General features: G+C 37.5%; 12 protein-coding genes. 8 read left to right on the top strand and 4 right to left on the bottom strand.

The window, feature by feature from the left end; genetic code table 11:
• The first annotated feature begins 6 nt into the window (after positions 1-6).
• Positions 7-309 (top strand): hypothetical protein, encoded by a 303-nt coding sequence (locus tag ABMA78_RS05865; protein WP_392857956.1) that lies wholly within the window; start codon positions 7-9, stop codon positions 307-309.
• On the opposite strand, the gene meaB is transcribed toward ABMA78_RS05865, so the two are convergent.
• Genes meaB through ABMA78_RS05850 form a run of 3 tightly spaced genes read right to left on the bottom strand, consistent with a single transcriptional unit; the run spans position 295 to position 4,025 of the window.
• Positions 295-1,254, bottom strand: a complete 960-nt coding sequence (gene meaB / locus ABMA78_RS05860) for a methylmalonyl Co-A mutase-associated GTPase MeaB (RefSeq protein ID WP_392857954.1) — start codon at positions 1,252-1,254, stop codon at positions 295-297. The genes ABMA78_RS05865 and meaB overlap by 15 nt on opposite strands.
• Positions 1,254-3,377, bottom strand: coding sequence for a methylmalonyl-CoA mutase (gene scpA, locus ABMA78_RS05855; protein ID WP_392857952.1), 2,124 nt, complete (start codon positions 3,375-3,377; stop codon positions 1,254-1,256). The genes meaB and scpA overlap by 1 nt, the downstream gene beginning before the upstream one ends.
• On the bottom strand, positions 3,378-4,025 hold the full coding sequence (locus ABMA78_RS05850) for an HAD family hydrolase (protein ID WP_392857949.1): 648 nt from the start codon (positions 4,023-4,025) through the stop codon (positions 3,378-3,380).
• Between the two features lie 223 nt (positions 4,026-4,248).
• Here ABMA78_RS05850 and ABMA78_RS05845 point away from each other — a divergent pair, with 223 nt between their 5' ends.
• Entirely contained in the window at positions 4,249-4,647 is a 399-nt protein-coding gene (locus tag ABMA78_RS05845; protein ID WP_392857948.1) for a hypothetical protein, read from the top strand.
• Here ABMA78_RS05845 and ABMA78_RS05840 read toward each other — a convergent pair.
• Positions 4,631-7,216, bottom strand: a complete 2,586-nt coding sequence (locus ABMA78_RS05840; RefSeq protein ID WP_392857946.1) for a M16 family metallopeptidase — start codon at positions 7,214-7,216, stop codon at positions 4,631-4,633. The genes ABMA78_RS05845 and ABMA78_RS05840 overlap by 17 nt on opposite strands.
• 60 nt (positions 7,217-7,276) lie before the next feature.
• Here ABMA78_RS05840 and ABMA78_RS05835 point away from each other — a divergent pair, with 60 nt between their 5' ends.
• The 6 genes from ABMA78_RS05835 to ABMA78_RS05810 all read left to right on the top strand — a co-directional run bounded on the left by ABMA78_RS05835 (position 7,277) and on the right by ABMA78_RS05810 (position 15,679).
• Positions 7,277-8,377, top strand: coding sequence for a coproporphyrinogen-III oxidase family protein (locus tag ABMA78_RS05835; RefSeq protein WP_392857944.1), 1,101 nt, complete (start codon positions 7,277-7,279; stop codon positions 8,375-8,377).
• Positions 8,378-8,484: 107 nt separating this feature from the next.
• Entirely contained in the window at positions 8,485-9,042 is a 558-nt protein-coding gene (gene grpE / locus ABMA78_RS05830; RefSeq protein WP_392857942.1) for a nucleotide exchange factor GrpE, read from the top strand.
• 19 nt (positions 9,043-9,061) lie between these two features.
• Positions 9,062-10,978, top strand: a complete 1,917-nt coding sequence (dnaK, locus tag ABMA78_RS05825) for a molecular chaperone DnaK (protein ID WP_392857940.1) — start codon at positions 9,062-9,064, stop codon at positions 10,976-10,978.
• Between the two features lie 63 nt (positions 10,979-11,041).
• The gene (gene dnaJ / locus ABMA78_RS05820; protein WP_392857939.1) at positions 11,042-12,184 is read left to right on the top strand and encodes a molecular chaperone DnaJ; all 1,143 of its coding nucleotides are present in this window, start codon (positions 11,042-11,044) and stop codon (positions 12,182-12,184) included.
• A 126-nt stretch (positions 12,185-12,310) separates the two neighbouring features.
• Positions 12,311-14,314: an ABC transporter substrate-binding protein gene (locus tag ABMA78_RS05815; RefSeq protein WP_392857937.1), complete on the top strand. Its 2,004-nt coding sequence runs from the start codon at positions 12,311-12,313 to the stop codon at positions 14,312-14,314.
• A 318-nt stretch (positions 14,315-14,632) separates the two neighbouring features.
• Complete coding sequence (locus ABMA78_RS05810) at positions 14,633-15,679, top strand: AMP nucleosidase (RefSeq protein WP_392857936.1); 1,047 nt, start codon at positions 14,633-14,635, stop codon at positions 15,677-15,679.
• Positions 15,680-15,688 lie beyond the last annotated feature (9 nt).

The following is a 15,688-nucleotide window of genomic DNA, read 5'->3' as shown; positions in this document are numbered from 1 at the left end:
GATTGAATGAAGTTTATTAAATTATTTGTTATTTCTTTTGTTGCATCATTTGCTTTTGCAAATTCGACAAATATTAACTGCCAAGGTGGTGGATACTCTTTTAATGTTAACGAAAATAAGGCCATCATTAAAACTCTAGAATCCACTTATGATGTTTCCGTAAAGCAATCGGGGTCTAATTATACAGGAGTTCTTAAGGCAGAGGGATTCCTCGGTTTCCGTTTTATTTTGAAAGGAAATGAAGGAGAGTTAAAGCTTGTTGGCCCTAAAAGTATAACGAAGAAAATGAAATGCTTAGTTGTTAAATAATATATGAATTAATTTATTTGCAGCACTTAGGGGCGTTTCAACTTCATTTAAAATATTATCATTTAACTTTGTCCATTCTGATTGAAGAGATGGATTGGCCTTAACCTTATTTTCAAGCAATTCATTAAATAGTTTCTTAAGCCAGTCTTGATTTTGTCTTTTTCGCTTTAGCTGAATTTTTTCTTGGTTTTCTTGGTAGATTTTTTCAATTAATTCCCAATATTCAGTTACGCCTTTATTCTCTAAGGCGGAGGCCATCATTACATTTGCACCGATTTTTTGTTCTGTTTTAATCACGCCAAGAGCTGACTTGTATTGAACCATTGTATCGTGTGCTTTTTGTTTATTATCACCATCTGCTTTATTGATAACGATATTGTCACAGAGTTCAATGATTCCCTTTTTTATCCCTTGAAGTTCATCTCCTCCTCCTGGAAGTAGAAGTACTGTGAATAAGTCCACAATATTTGCAACATCGTATTCGGACTGACCGACACCAACTGTCTCAATAAGAACAACATCATAGCCTGCAGCTTCACAGGCCAGCATAACTTCTCTTGTCTTCAGAGCAACTCCACCTAGGTTTCCAGATGAAGGAGTAGGGCGAATAAAAGCATTTTTTTCTTGGGCCAGCTTCTCCATTCGAGTCTTGTCGCCAAGAAGGCTTCCTCCACTTAAAGGGGAGCTAGGATCAATTGCTAGGACTGCAACCTTTAGGCCCTTATTAATTAAGTGAAGTCCCAGGGATTCGATAAATGTCGATTTACCAACCCCTGGTGTTCCAGAAATACCGATACGAATTGATTTTCCTGTTAAGGGAAGAATTTCGTTTAAGAGTGACTGAGCTTCTTTTTGGTGCTCGGCCTTCTTACTTTCGATTAAAGTGATGAATTTAGAAAGTGATCTAATATTTCCACTTTTTAATTTCTGGATATCTATTTGCATTACTTTTGAGCCTCTTTGATTTTTGTAATTACATCTTTTGCGGCTTCTGCAATTGTTGTTCCTGGCCCGTAGATACCTTTAACACCTGCTTCATATAAGAAGTCATAGTCTTTTCTAGGGATTACTCCTCCAGCAACAACGATGATATCTTCAGCATCAAGTTTTTTAAGTTCTGCAATTAGTTCTGGGATAAGAGTCTTATGTCCGGCCGCAAGTGAAGATGCTCCAACAACGTGTACATCATTTTCCACTGCTTGCTTTGCGACTTCTTCAGGAGTTGAGAATAGTGGAGAAAGGTCGACATCGAAACCTACATCAGCATAGGCCGTTGCTACAACTTTTGCTCCTCGGTCATGTCCATCTTGTCCCATTTTAGCAACTAAGATTCTTGGACGACGTCCAAAATCTTTTTCGAATTGATCAATTTCATTCTTAATGCTCATCCATTCCTCATCACTTTCAAATGATTTACCGTAAACACCTGAAACAGTTTTAGTATTTGCATTGTAGCGTCCCCACTCTTTCTCGAGTGCGTAAGTGATTTCACCAACACTACAACGAGCTTCCATTGCTTCAACCGCAAGCTCTAGGCCGTTTCCATTTCCAGTCTTGGCATAGTATTCAAGCTTGGCCATGCACTCACTAACTTTTGCTTCATCTCGTGACTCACGAATTTCTTCAAGTCTTTTGATTTGTTCATTAAGTACTTGAACATTATCGATTTCAAGAACTTCAACATGGTCTTCTTTTGTTGGCTTATATTTGTTAACACCTACAATTACATCTTCGCCGCGATCAATACGTGCTTGCTTTAGCGCCGCAGATTCTTCAATCTTAAGTTTAGGAAGTCCTGTTTCGATTGCCTTGGCCATGCCACCAGCTTCTTGAATTTCCTTGATAAGACCACGTGCTTTATCTGCAATCTCTTTTGTTAGAGTTTCCATCATGTATGAGCCACCCCATGGATCAACTGTATTAGTAATACCAGTTTCTTCTTGAAGGATGATTTGAGTATTTCTTGCAATACGAGCTGAGAATTCTGTCGGAAGGGCAATTGCTTCATCAAATGAGTTTGTGTGAAGAGATTGAGTTCCACCGAATACTGCGGCCATTGCTTCAATAGTTGTACGAATAATATTATTATATGGATCTTGTTCCGTTAGAGACCAACCAGAAGTCTGACAGTGAGTACGTAACATCTTTGATTTAATATTCTTTGGTTCATACTCTTCAACGATTTCAGACCATAGAAGTCTTGCGGCACGAAGCTTTGCAATTTCCATGTAGAAGTTCATCCCAATACCAAAGAAGAATGAAAGTCTTGGAGCAAATTGATCAATCTGCATCCCTGCTTTAATTGCTGTATCGATATACTCTTTCCCATCTGCAAGTGTATAGGCAAGCTCTAGGGCAGCGTCAGCACCAGCTTCTTGAATGTGGTAACCAGAAATTGAGATTGAGTTAAATTTTGGCATATTGTTCGAAGTATATTCGAAAATATCTGCGATAACTTTCATCGAAGGAGCCGGAGGGAAGATATAAGTATTTCTTACCATAAACTCTTTTAGAATATCGTTTTGGATAGTTCCTGAAAGTTGATCAAGTGATACTCCTTGCTCTTTTGCAGCAACGATATATCCTGCGAGTACCGGAAGAACGGCACCGTTCATTGTCATCGATACCGATACTTTATCTAGTGGGATTCCATCGAAGAGAACTTTCATATCTTCAACAGTATCAATGGCCACACCAGCTTTCCCAACATCGCCTTTTACTCGAGGGTGATCTGAATCGTAACCTCTGTGAGTTGCAAGATCGAAGGCAACAGAAACACCTTGTCCACCAGCGGCCAGTGCTTTCTTGTAAAAGTCATTTGATTCTTTAGCTGTTGAAAATCCAGCGTATTGTCGAATCGTCCACGGACGACCTGTATACATCGTTGCTCTTGGACCTCTGATAAATGGGTCCATTCCAGGCATAGTGTCTGTAAGGTCATTATTTTCAATATCTGCTTTCGTATAAAGGGCCTTCATCTCAATTCCTTCTGGAGTTTGAGTTACTTTAATCCCTTTTCCTCTTGATTCTTTTTCTGCTAGTTCTTTCCAAGTATCTAACTTACTCATTTATTCTCCTTCAAACCATTTTACTACGACGTGATCAATGCCAGCTCTTTGGGCAGCTTCGATTCCAGTAGGTGAGTCTTCAAAAATTAGACATTCATGTGTTTGAGCTTTAAAAAAATCCTGGGCCAATAAATATGGAGCAGGATTAGGCTTTGTATAATCTACTTCTCTTTCTGTAATAATTTTTTCAAAGTAACTATCTAATTCACAATGCTTTAAGATTGGATGTGTCACTTCATATTGACTTGCTGTCACAAGTGCAAGTCGAGTACCACTATCTCTTAGGCGATTTAGTAGTTCGTGAATATTTCTATGTCTTATATTACTTGCGTCGGACTGGCCAATGAGTTCGACCAATGCTTCATTTTTCCTTACGAGATATTCTTCTAAGCTATTAAGGCCTAGTGCTTCTTTAATCATTGGAAAAACCTCGCCATCAGACATGCCATAGGTTTCTTCCATTGTTGGAATTTTCTTTCCATTGCATAGATTTTTAACAACTTCATAATGAAGTGGCTCACTATCTAAGATTGTTCCATCCATATCAAAGAAGATATAAGGTCTTGTTTTTGCAATGACCAAAATTTCATCAATAACAGTGCTATCTAAAACACTGAAATTATTAAGCTTTTTTCCGATCGAATTCATTCCAACTTTATACCATAAAAACCTAGGAATTTGTTTCGTTGTTGTTTTGCGTCATGAGATTAAGTTATAATTTATAGACACGGAGGAGATTGTGAAAAAGCATACGACCAACATTTCTCTTGAACCTTCACTGCAGGCATATTTCTATGATGAACTGCATCGTATAAATCTTAAAAGGCAAAATCCTTTACCTCAGTTATCTATATTTTACTCTTCCTTAGTCATGGATAAGTTTGGACTTTCTCAACATTATTTCGAAGAGCAAAAAGATGGAAGATTAAAAGAGAAGACACTTGGGTTAAAACTCTTACAAACCGAGCACTTAAGTGAACGAGAAAAGAAAAGAGAATTGCGTGATATTGCAGATACAGCATTATTTCTATGTGGATACTTTTCTAATTCAGTTAATGAGAAGATTATTGATTTAGGATACTACTGTGAGATTGGTAAAACTGCATATCAAAAACTCGACTGTTATCAAAACACATTTTACGATTTTAATGGCTTCTTTAAGGAGCTCGCTTCGCAGTTTTATGACATCACTAATTTGATGAGCTTACTACAAAGCGATTGCAACTTAAATGAAGAGCAGTACTTGCTCTTTACTAAGGATGTATCGTAGTTGGAATACTATTATCGATAGTTTTTCCAACTGTAATTGTTATCCAATTTTGTTTTAGAACCTTTTTGATGATTTTTTGAAAGTCTTCATATTTAAAGTTTCTAATTTCTTCGTTTGATTTATAGAAGTAATCAACGCCAAGGCCGTGAAGGGCCGGAACAGAGTAGACATTTGCATAATCATCATTAACTTGTAGGTTAAGTTGATTTTGTCCATCAATCATCATTTTAATGCGATCAAAGTTTGATTTAGAAAGACCTTCCTTTTGAAGTTTAGATAAGATGGTGTTGATAGCATTGATTGCTTCAACTGTTTTATCATGACCGCTGGCCATGTAGATCCCCCAGTACCCAGCTTCAAGAGCATTCATATGAATTGGCTGGGCAACATAGCAAAGTCCTTTACGATCTCTAACATCAACAAAGAGTTCTGATGACTGGCCAGATAGGTGTGTTGTTAACATCTTAAAAACAACATTTTCCTTCGCCGTAAGTTTTTTTGTTTGCGTTGCAATTAGGATTTGAGTTTGTTCACGATCAAAATCAATATGTTTTTCAACCGTTTTAATTGGAACAACTTTCTTCGCTTCTTTCTTCTTTCCTTTTCTTGGTTTTAGCCCTTCAAAGTAGAACTCTACTTTTTCCTTTACTTCATCGAGAGAGAGATCTCCACAGAAAGTGATAAGCATCTCTTTTGTTTTTAAGTTTCTTTCATGAAGCTTTGCAAGGTCTTCTTTCTTTATGGCCTTAACTGATTTTTCGGTTCCAATAGTTGAAAGAGCATAAGGGTGACCTTTAAAAAGTAGGTTCGTTGCTTCGTTAAAGCAGTGTCTTGTCGGGTCTGACTTATTTGCCTCAATAGTTCTAAAGATCAATTTCTTTTCATGAGCAATGAATTTTGCTTGAAATGTTGGATGAATCAGTGATTTGAAAAAATGTTTTGAAAGGTCAGAGAAGTATTCACTTTGACCGTGCATTGTCATTCCGTAAGCGTTCTTTCCTGAAAAGCTATTAAACATTGTCGATTTATTGTCGAGGTCTAGTTTCAGCTTTTCATAGCTAAGGCCTTTGTAACCCTTTGTTAGCTGAGAGCTCATAAGACTATAGATACCATTTGTTTTAGTCGACTCATCAACAAGCCCACCTTTTAAGTACGCGTGCATTACAAATGTAGGTGTAATAGCATTATAGCGATAAAGTAGTTTGATTCCTGGTTTGATTTCAACAATTTGAGTTGCCGGGTCATTCTTAGATTTTGTGGCCTTAATCGCTTGTTCTTTTTTATTCTTCTTAAGCTTTGCAATTTTATTCTTAAACTCCACTAGCTTTGGTTTAAAGTCTTGTGGCCTTAATTCATTTGGGATTTGTAAACTTAAGTGAAGTGAGCGTCCAAAAATATCTGAGTATTTTTTATTAACTTCTTTTAGGCTAGTTTTTTTGATCTTGCTAATAAACTCTTGCTCGATTTCAAGGTCCTTGGCTCCTGCATAACTACTTCCTAAAGAGAAGGCGTAGGACTCTAAGGATTCTTTCTCATAAATCTTAGCTGCTACATATTGATTTTTAATTTTTTTAATATCATTTTCTTTAAGGCCAACAGTTGTTGCTTCTGAGATTGTCTTCTCTAGTTCATGCATAACTTTTTGGTAATTTTCTTTTGGGAAATTGATTCTTAAAAAATGTATCCCACCATCTGCGAAGAACATCGAAGAAGAAGTACAGTTATTGGCAATCGTATTATTTAAGACAAGATTCTTATATAGTGGCGATGTCTCTCCGTATCCAAGGGCATTATATGCGAGATCTTCTCCTGCTGCACCATCTGACTTCATTGGAGGACATTCAATGGCCATTGTCAGTTGGCACATACGAACGTCTTTTTTATGTATTTCAATTGTAGACTTCTTATGGAGTGAAAAAGAAGGTCTCTCTGAACGCTTCCCTTTTGGAAGTTCGTAACCCTCTATTGTTTTAATATATTTCTTTTTATTCTTTAAATCCCCTGCGACTACTAAGAATGCGTTAGCATTATTGTAGTGGTTATTTCTGAAATCAATTAACTGCTTTTGTGTGAAATTTTTGATTGTTTGTTCATTTCCAAGAATTGGGTGTGCATAGCCACCGTTAAAAGACATTTCTTGAATTCTTTGGAAAGAAAATTGGCCAGGGTTATCTTGGCTACGTCGATACTCTTCGAAAACGACTTCTCTTTCTGGAATCAGATCTTCTTGATTGAACATTGGATTAGAAACCATATCCATGATGATATCAATTGATGTATTAAAGTAAGCAATAGGTGAGTTAATATAGTAGCAAGTGTAGTCAAAAGAAGTGAAGGCATTTACTTCACCACCAAATGATTCTACATCATGGGCTATTTTAGCTCCTGGTCTTTTCTGTGTTCCCTTAAAAAACATATGCTCTAGGAAGTGAGCGATACCAAAATTTGATTCATCTTCTAGAGTTGAGCCTGCTCGAAACCAAATTTGTACAGATGCACTTGTATTTCCTGGAACATCAACAAAAATGACTTCCAAACCATTATTTAACTTTTCTATTTCATATTTCATTTACATTGCCTTTTAATTTTAGGTATTTGTTAATTATAGTCTGGGTTACAAAAAAATAATATGGAAGAAATAAAGTCGTTATATATCCATTTCCCGTTCTGTCGTCACCTTTGTAATTATTGTGACTTTTTTAAGTCAATTAAAGAGAACGATGGGCAACTCGATGATTTCGAAAGACTCTTTGCAGATATGTCTACAAAGCATAAGTCGATTCTAGATAGTCATGGCGCTACTCTTAAAGAGTTAGAGTCTCTCTATATTGGTGGAGGAACACCGAGTTTATGGGGAAGTCGTGGAGCCTACTTCTTAAGAGATTGGTTGTCTGACAATAAGATTTCTTTGAAAGAGGATTGTGAATTTACTCTTGAGGTAAATCCTGGGGCATGGACGGAAGAGACTTTGAGTAGTTGGCGAAGTATTGGAGCGAATCGCTATTCTTTAGGGGTCCAATCTCTAAACCCGAACTTCTTAAAAATTATCGATCGGGTCCACAATATTGATGATGTTCATGAAACATTAAAATATTTTAATAAAGGAAATTATAATTTCTCTGTAGACTTTATGATTGGCCTGCCATTTTCTAAAAAGTACAACCGCGATATTATTGCTGAGCTAACTGAAATTCTTACATATAACCCAAGTCATATAAGTCTTTATATTCTGACTGTACCAAAACATTATAAGCACTACGATGAATTGCCTGACGAAGAGTGGATAAGTGATGAATATATTAAAGTCTCTAACTTCCTCGCTATCAATGGTTTCAAGCACTACGAAGTTTCAAATTTTGCTAAAGCGGATAAAGTATCAATTCATAATTTAAATTACTGGAAGATGGAATCTGTTGCAGCGATTGGCCCTTCTGCTACTGGTTATATCAAAAATAATCGCTATCGCTATAAGTGGAAAACTAAAGGGGCCGATGTAGTCGAAGAAAATCTTAATGAAGACGAGTTTCAGATTGAGCGACTTTATATGAATTTACGCTCGAGTGTTGGTTTTCCTGTTAAAGATTCTTACTGGGGTGACCTTAGTGAGCTCGTTCAGTCACTTAAATCTCGTGGATTGGCCATGGCCGGACGCGATCATTTTTATTTGACGTCCCGCGGCTTTCTTATCCTCGACTCAATTATTGATGAAATATTTAAAATTTCTAAGTGATTTCAGTTAGTTGTAAAGTATATCGAAAAAAAATCATTGCACAACGTTGACACTGGGCCAAAGAATACCATCTTTAGGATAGAGATAAATTTAAAGAGGTAGTTGAAATGTCTGAAACTCAAGTTAATGAAGAAAATGAAAAAGAACTAGGGCCTGAAACTAATGAAGAAACTCAGGAAACTTCTCAAGTAGAAGATACAGAAACTGAAAATGAAGTTTCAGAAGAAATGAAAGAGTTAATGGAATTTAAAGACAAGTTCTATTATGTAGCAGCTGAGATGGAAAATCTTAAAAGACGCCATGAAAAGCAACTACAGGATCAGATTAAGTTTGGTACTGAAAAAGTGATGATGGGTCTTTTAGATGTTGTTGATAACTTAGAAAGAACTCTTCAGGCGATTGAAAGTGATGAAGATGATAAGGTTAAAAATATTTACACTGGTGTAGATATGGTTAAAAACCAGTTTCTTGAAACACTTAAGTCGAATGGTTTAGAAAAAATTGAAACAGAAGGTAAGATTTTTGATCCACATTTTCACGAAGCAATGGCACAAATGCCAGCAGAAGGAAAAGAAGATCAAGAGATCGTACAAACATATCAAAACGGTTACTCACTAAACGGTAGAGTGATTAGAGCAGCAAAAGTAGTAGTAGCAAAAAACTAATTATATAAAGGAGATTATAATGGGAAAAATTATTGGAATCGACTTAGGTACAACTAATTCATGTGTTTCTGTTCTTGAGAATGGAAAATACAAAATCGTAGCAAACGCAGAGGGACACAATACAACTCCATCTGTTATTGGTTTCGCAAACAATGGTGAAACTCTTGTAGGTCAAGTTGCAAAAAGACAAGCTGTAACGAACCCTTCAAAAACTCTTTATGGGATTAAGAGACTTATTGGTCGTAAATTTAATACACCAGAAGCAAAGTCATTTGCTGACGTTGCTCCATTTGAAATTTTTGCAAATGACAATGGTGATGCATGGGTAAAAGTTGATGGGAAAGCAATGTCTCCTCAAGAAATCTCTGCAAAAGTTCTTCAAAAGCTTAAGAAAGCGGCAGAAGATTACTTAGGTGAAACAGTTACTGAAGCTGTAATTACAGTTCCAGCATATTTTAATGACTCTCAAAGACAAGCAACTAAAGATGCAGGTAAGATTGCAGGTCTTGAAGTAAAAAGAATTATCAACGAGCCAACTGCTGCGGCACTTGCTTATGGACTAGAGTCTAAGCAAGATAAAAACATTGCAGTATTTGACCTTGGTGGTGGTACTTTTGATATCTCAATTCTTGAGATCACTTCAGACGGTGTATTCGAAGTAAAAGCAACTAATGGTGATACATTCCTTGGTGGTGAGAACTTTGATGAAAAAATCATTAACTTCCTTGCTGAAGAGTTCCTAAAGTCTGACGGAATCGATTTAAGAAAAGACCAAATGGCACTTCAAAGACTAAAAGAAGCTGCTGAAAAAGCTAAGCATGAGCTATCGAATGTTAACTCGACAGATGTTAACCTTCCATTCATCACTGCAGATGCTTCAGGTCCAAAACACTTAAACGTAAACCTTTCAAGAGCTAAGTTTGAATCTCTAATCGGTGATCATTTAACTGCTCTTGCTAAGCCATGTCTAACTTGTCTTGAAGACTCTGGTCTTGAGAAGAGCGAAATCGATGAGGTAATTCTTGTTGGTGGTTCAACTCGTATCCCAGCTGTTCAAGAGAGAGTTAAAGAAATCTTTGGTAAAGAAGCTTCTAAAGGTGTTAACCCTGATGAAGTTGTAGCTGCAGGTGCTGCAATCCAAGGTGGTGTACTAGCTGGTGACGTAAAAGACGTTCTACTACTAGACGTAACTCCACTAACTCTAGGGATCGAAACTCTAGGTGGTGTTATGACTCCACTAATTGAGAAGAACACGACTATTCCATCGAAGAAGTCACAAACTTTCTCAACTGCTGTTGATAACCAACCAGCTGTTACAATTCACGTATGCCAAGGTGAGCGTGAGTTTGCTAAAGATAATAAGTCACTAGGACGTTTCGACCTAAGTGGTATTGCACCGGCTCCAAGAGGTGTTCCACAGATCGAAGTTACTTTTGATATTGATGCTAACGGTATCGTACACGTTTCTGCTGTAGACAAAGCAACTGGTAAATCTCAAGAGATTAAGATTACTGCTGGTTCAGGTCTTTCAGATGAAGAAATCGAAAGAATGGTACAAGAAGCAGAAGCTAACAAAGAAGCAGATAAGAAGGCACGTGAGATTGTTGATACTAGAAACAATCTAGATGCACTTATCCTAAGCTGTGAAAAAATGATCAAAGACAGTGCTGATAAAATCTCTGAAGACGATAAGTCTAAGTTAGAAGCAGCAATCAATGAAGCTAAAGGTAAGCTTCAGTCTGAGAACCTTGATGAGTTAAAAGCAGCTCAAGAAGCTCTAACGAACGCTTCACATGCAATCGCTCAGCAAATGTACCAACAACCAGGTGCTGAAGCTGGTGCTCAGCAAGCTGGTCCAGAAGCAGATGCAGGTGCAAATGCAGGATCAAATAAGCAAGACGACGATGTTGTTGATGCTGACTTTAAAGAAGTTTAATTAGAAATATAGAATTGAAGGGAGCCCTGTGCTCCCTTTGTTCGTTAATAGAGAATTAAAAATATGAGTGATAAAAGAGATTATTACGATATTCTAGGTGTCGCAAAAGGCGCTGATAAAGCTGAGATTAAGAAGGCTTATCGCAAGATGGCCATGAAGTATCACCCTGACCGTAACCCTGATAACAAAGAAGCTGAAGCTAAATTTAAAGAAGCTTCTGAAGCAGCAGAGGTTTTACTAGATGATGGAAAACGTCAGCGCTATGACCAATTTGGACACGCTGGTGTAAATGGCCAAGCTGGTGGCTTCGGTGGCGGTGGCTTCCAAGGTGGATTTGGTGATTTCGGTGATCTAGGTGATATCTTTGGAGATATCTTTGGTGACATGATGGGCGGTGGTGGCCGTGGCCGTCGTGGAAGACGTCGCACAGGCGTTCCTGGTAATGACCTTCAAATGACTGTTAGTGTTTCATTTGAAGAAGCAGCATTTGGCGCTAAAAAGAAAGTTTCAATCAACAAAGAAACAACTTGTGAAACTTGTTCGGGGTCTGGTGCTAAAGCAGGCTCAGAACCAACAACATGTGATATGTGTCACGGAGCTGGTGAGGTTCGTCGCCAACAAGGTTTCTTCACTGTTGCTTCAACTTGTCCTAAGTGTCAGGGTTCAGGAACAATGATCAAAGATCCTTGTGGAACTTGCCACGGCCAGGGCCGTAAGAAGAAAAAAGTTGAACTTGAAGTAACAATTCCTGCAGGTATTGATCATGGGCAGCGCCTAAAACTTTCTGGTGAAGGTGATGCAGGTGCTCAAGGTGGACCAAACGGAGATCTTTATATTGTTGTGGATGTTAAAGAGCACGAAATCTTTAAGCGTGAAGGTTTCAATGTTCTCTATACTGTACCAATTAGCTTCTCACAAGCGGCCCTTGGTGCAGAGGTAGAAGTCCCAACTTTAGATGGTAAGGTTGTTGTTGATCTTCCTCCTGGTACTCAGTCTGGAAAGAAAATGAGACTTAAGGGGAAGGGGATCCAAAAGCTTGGTGGATATGGAACAGGTGATGCAATTCTAACTGTTCATGTTGAGACACCGACTAAGCTATCTAAGGAGCACAAGGAATTACTTGAGCAACTTGCTAAGCTAGAAGGAAAGCAGTGTCATCCAATGAGTACTGGTTTCATCGATAAAGTTAAAGAATTATTTAGTTAATTCAATATATGCACGGGAGACTGAGTGAATTAGTCTCCCATGTTTATAAAATCCTAATATTTCTCCTGTTTTCATCTATCTATATTTCAAATAAAATAGACCATACAAAATTAAAAAAGGTCGACTATGTTTAAGTATATTTCTCTAATTTTAATCACACTTCTTGTGAGTTGCGGTGGTATCCAAATGATCAACCGAGACACTTCACATCTTTATACTGAAAAGTTTTTAAAAGATTTTGATGTAGCTAAGAAGAGTTTCGTTGATGGAAATAAGGAATTAGCACTAGGTCAACTTAATGCAATTCAAGATGCTAAGTTAAGACCAGCTGAACTTGCTACTAAGACAAATTTAATTGGTGTTATCAATTACTCAAACCAAAACTATGAACAAGCAATCTTTCAATTTAACCTAGCTTTAAATAGTTCAGGTGAAGATGGTCAACTTAATGCTCAGATTAAACTTAATCTTGCGAGCAGTTATTATAAGCTTGGTGATCTAGAGAATACTTTCAAAACACTTGATGGAACGGACTCAAGATGGCTTCTAAACCGAGACTTAGAAAATTTTCATAAATTACGCTACCGTGTTTCAAAAGAACTTGATTTTCAAGCGGTTGCGCTGGATTCACTACTTTGGTTAAACTCTGGTGCCAATACTGTTGATGAATTAAAAGAGAAGAAGTTCTATGGGCAACTTGTTACTCAGTACTTCATTGTTGATCAAGCGGAACGTGTACGATTAGTGCAAGATTTTAAAGAGGGGAAGGACTTTGTTTGTGCCTATCTTTCGTACTTAGAAATTGAGCAGTTAATTAATCAAGGAAATAAAGGTAAGGCACAAGAAGTAGGGGATTGGGTTAAGTCTCAATATAGTATGTATCCTGAGGTCATTGCCCTAGTTACGGCTCGTTTTGAAAATTTGAAGAAGTATAGCAAAATTAATCTTCGATCAATTGGAGTTGTTCTTCCACTTACGGGTGACAAGAGTAAGTTTGGAAAGAGAGCGCTTGCTGGTATTGATCACGCTGTCCGCAAATATAATGAACAGAATTCAACGAAGCCAAACTTTCAACCAATCCAGATTAAAATCTTTGATAGTATGGGAAGTGCGATTGTCGGAAAAGAGAAAGTTCGTGAAATGATTGAAAGAGAGAACTCTTCAATTATTATCGGTGGACTCTTGAAAGATGAAGCAAAGGCGCAATATGAAGCCGCTAGAAAGTATGGAGCATTCTTTATTTCGCTATCTCAAATTTATACAAGCAAAGATGATAAAGGACACTTGCTAATTGAAGTACCAGGTTCAGTTGAGTCTCAAGTATCATTATTATTCTCTGAGAAATATCTTTCAAAATTTGGAAATAAGGTATCAATTATTTATCCAAATACAGATACTGGTTATTCATATGTTGATTCTGCATGGAAGATGGCCGAGAAGGCCGGTGCTGAAATTGTTAGTATTCAATCATTTGATACTAATCAGACAGACCACAGATCAACTGTTGCTAAGATCCTAGGTCTATACTTTACACGCGAAAGACAAGAAGAATTTGAACTTCTAAAGTCTGTTCATAAACTAGAAGGTAATACATCAATTAGACGTGTCCAGACACTTGGCCCAATTGTGGACTTTGATTGGGTTCTACTGCCTGCAGCTCCAAATGATGCCCTTCAACTAATTCCATCTTTTAACTACTACGATGCATTTAATGTAAATTTAGTAGGAGGTCCAAACTGGAGATCAAGAAGAATCTCAAGGGAGACTTCTAAGCTAGGTAAGCTATTCTTTGTGGATTCTGAAGTGCCTCAGGGAGACTCTGGCTTCGTTTCTAGTTATCAATCGCGCTATGGACAACGTCCTGGTGTTGTTGAAATCCTAGGCTTTGAGGGGATGGCACTTGCTGCTAATGTACTATCGTTAGGTGACTTTACAAGCCGTGATGAACTTGAAAGAACGCTGGTTAATGCGAAGAAGGTTGCTGGAATAACAGGTTCTTGGAGGCTTGAAGATGACGTGTGGATGAAGGACATGAGTCTCATGAGCCTATACCGTGGTCGTTTAAATAAAGTGAATTTGGCTATTGAAAAATCGGTTGAAAAATCAATTGAAGAGGAAGTAAGTAACTGACGCTAATGCGCCAGTTATATTACTTCTTAGCAGCGTTGATTCTGCGTAAAATTCTTGCTTTTTTCTTAAGTTGAGCTTTTTTCTTGCTCATTTTAGCAATAGTTTTCTTTCTACCTGCACCCATAATCTTTCCTTTTGCGTAGTGTTAGAAAATAGTCTGGTTATACTAAAAAAAAATATCGATTTTGACAAGGGCCAAGTCATTTTTATAGGAATGCGCGGTGCTAAACTTGTTATTAATGGTTGTCAATAAAATGACCTAAATGGTACATTTTACATATATAAGCAAACGGATTGCTAATCAAAAGGTATAACGGAATGTGCGCTGCAAAGAAAAAAGTAGCAGCTAAGAAAAAAGCTGCGAGCAAAACGACGAAAAAAACGACTAAAAAAGTTGCTAAAAAGAAAGCTACAAAGAAAAAAGCTGTAAAGAAAACTTCTTCACGTAAAGCAAGTTCTCCTACACAAGCTAGCTTATCAACTGCATTTGTTGATGAACTTTCTCTTAATACAAAGGCGAAGTCTCCAGAACTAGGTGCTAACCTAGAAATGAAAAAGGCTGCTCTTAGAGCACGTCGTATTCACTGGAACGAAGATAAGCGCAAGATCGCAATTGATATGCTTGAGCGCTACACAGGTCATGACTTTAGAGACTTCCAACAACAAATTATCTTAACAAATTTTCACTACTACGTTGAAAGATTCAATGCTCTTCTTGATGACCATGTTTATACACAAGGTTCAGCTTTTAAGGCTTCAAGTTCTAAGAAAGCAAAAGTAACGATTATTGAATTTGGTGTAGGTGCTGCAATGGCCGCTCTTATTGGAGAGCTTATTTCAGTTATCCACCCGAAGGCCGTTCTATTCTTAGGTCTTGCAGGTGCTGTTCACCCTTCTCTGAAAGTTGGTGACTTCGTACTTCCTATCGCTTCGATTAGAGCTGAAGGTGTTACTGAGCACTTTCTTCCTAGGGAAGTTCCTGCCCTTCCAACATTTAAAGTACAAAAATTCGTTTCTCAAATATTATTAGAACATGGGCACGATTACCGTACTGGAACGATCCACTCTACAGATTATCGATTCTGGGAGTTTGATGATCGTTTTAAAGAACGCTTAATTGAGCAAAGAGTTTTAGCTGTTGAAATGGAAACGGCCGCTCTATTTGTTTCGTGTTTTGTAAGTAAGGTAAATATTGGAGCATTACTATTAATCTCTGATTGTCCAATGACTAAGGATGGTATTAAAACGAAGAAGTCTGCTAAGTCGGTCTTCAAGAAATATACAGATATTCACATCGAGCTAGGAATTGAGGCAATGGCAGACATTGCTGACCGTGGTGAGAATATCAGACACTATCATTGGTAAAATTTTATA

It is taken from the genome of Halobacteriovorax sp. RZ-2, from assembly GCF_043196685.1.
Taxonomy (GTDB): Bacteria; Bdellovibrionota; Bacteriovoracia; order Bacteriovoracales; family Bacteriovoracaceae; genus Halobacteriovorax_A.
This window is presented reverse-complemented; position numbering and strand designations above follow the sequence as displayed.

Bases quoted from the DNA above. Each gene is read 5' to 3' on its own strand.
- ABMA78_RS05810 (WP_392857936.1), top strand. From the start codon at position 14,633: ATGTGCGCTGCAAAGAAAAAAGTAGCAGCTAAGAAAAAAGCTGCGAGC.
- ABMA78_RS05845 (WP_392857948.1), top strand. From the start codon at position 4,249: ATGGATAAGTTTGGACTTTCTCAACATTATTTCGAAGAGCAAAAAGAT.
- ABMA78_RS05850 (WP_392857949.1), bottom strand. From the start codon at position 4,025: ATGAATTCGATCGGAAAAAAGCTTAATAATTTCAGTGTTTTAGATAGC.
- dnaK (WP_392857940.1), top strand. From the start codon at position 9,062: ATGGGAAAAATTATTGGAATCGACTTAGGTACAACTAATTCATGTGTT.
- ABMA78_RS05815 (WP_392857937.1), top strand. From the start codon at position 12,311: ATGTTTAAGTATATTTCTCTAATTTTAATCACACTTCTTGTGAGTTGC.
- ABMA78_RS05865 (WP_392857956.1), top strand. From the start codon at position 7: ATGAAGTTTATTAAATTATTTGTTATTTCTTTTGTTGCATCATTTGCT.
- scpA (WP_392857952.1), bottom strand. From the start codon at position 3,377: ATGAGTAAGTTAGATACTTGGAAAGAACTAGCAGAAAAAGAATCAAGA.
- ABMA78_RS05835 (WP_392857944.1), top strand. From the start codon at position 7,277: ATGGAAGAAATAAAGTCGTTATATATCCATTTCCCGTTCTGTCGTCAC.
- dnaJ (WP_392857939.1), top strand. From the start codon at position 11,042: ATGAGTGATAAAAGAGATTATTACGATATTCTAGGTGTCGCAAAAGGC.
- meaB (WP_392857954.1), bottom strand. From the start codon at position 1,254: ATGCAAATAGATATCCAGAAATTAAAAAGTGGAAATATTAGATCACTT.
- grpE (WP_392857942.1), top strand. From the start codon at position 8,485: ATGTCTGAAACTCAAGTTAATGAAGAAAATGAAAAAGAACTAGGGCCT.
- ABMA78_RS05840 (WP_392857946.1), bottom strand. From the start codon at position 7,216: ATGAAATATGAAATAGAAAAGTTAAATAATGGTTTGGAAGTCATTTTT.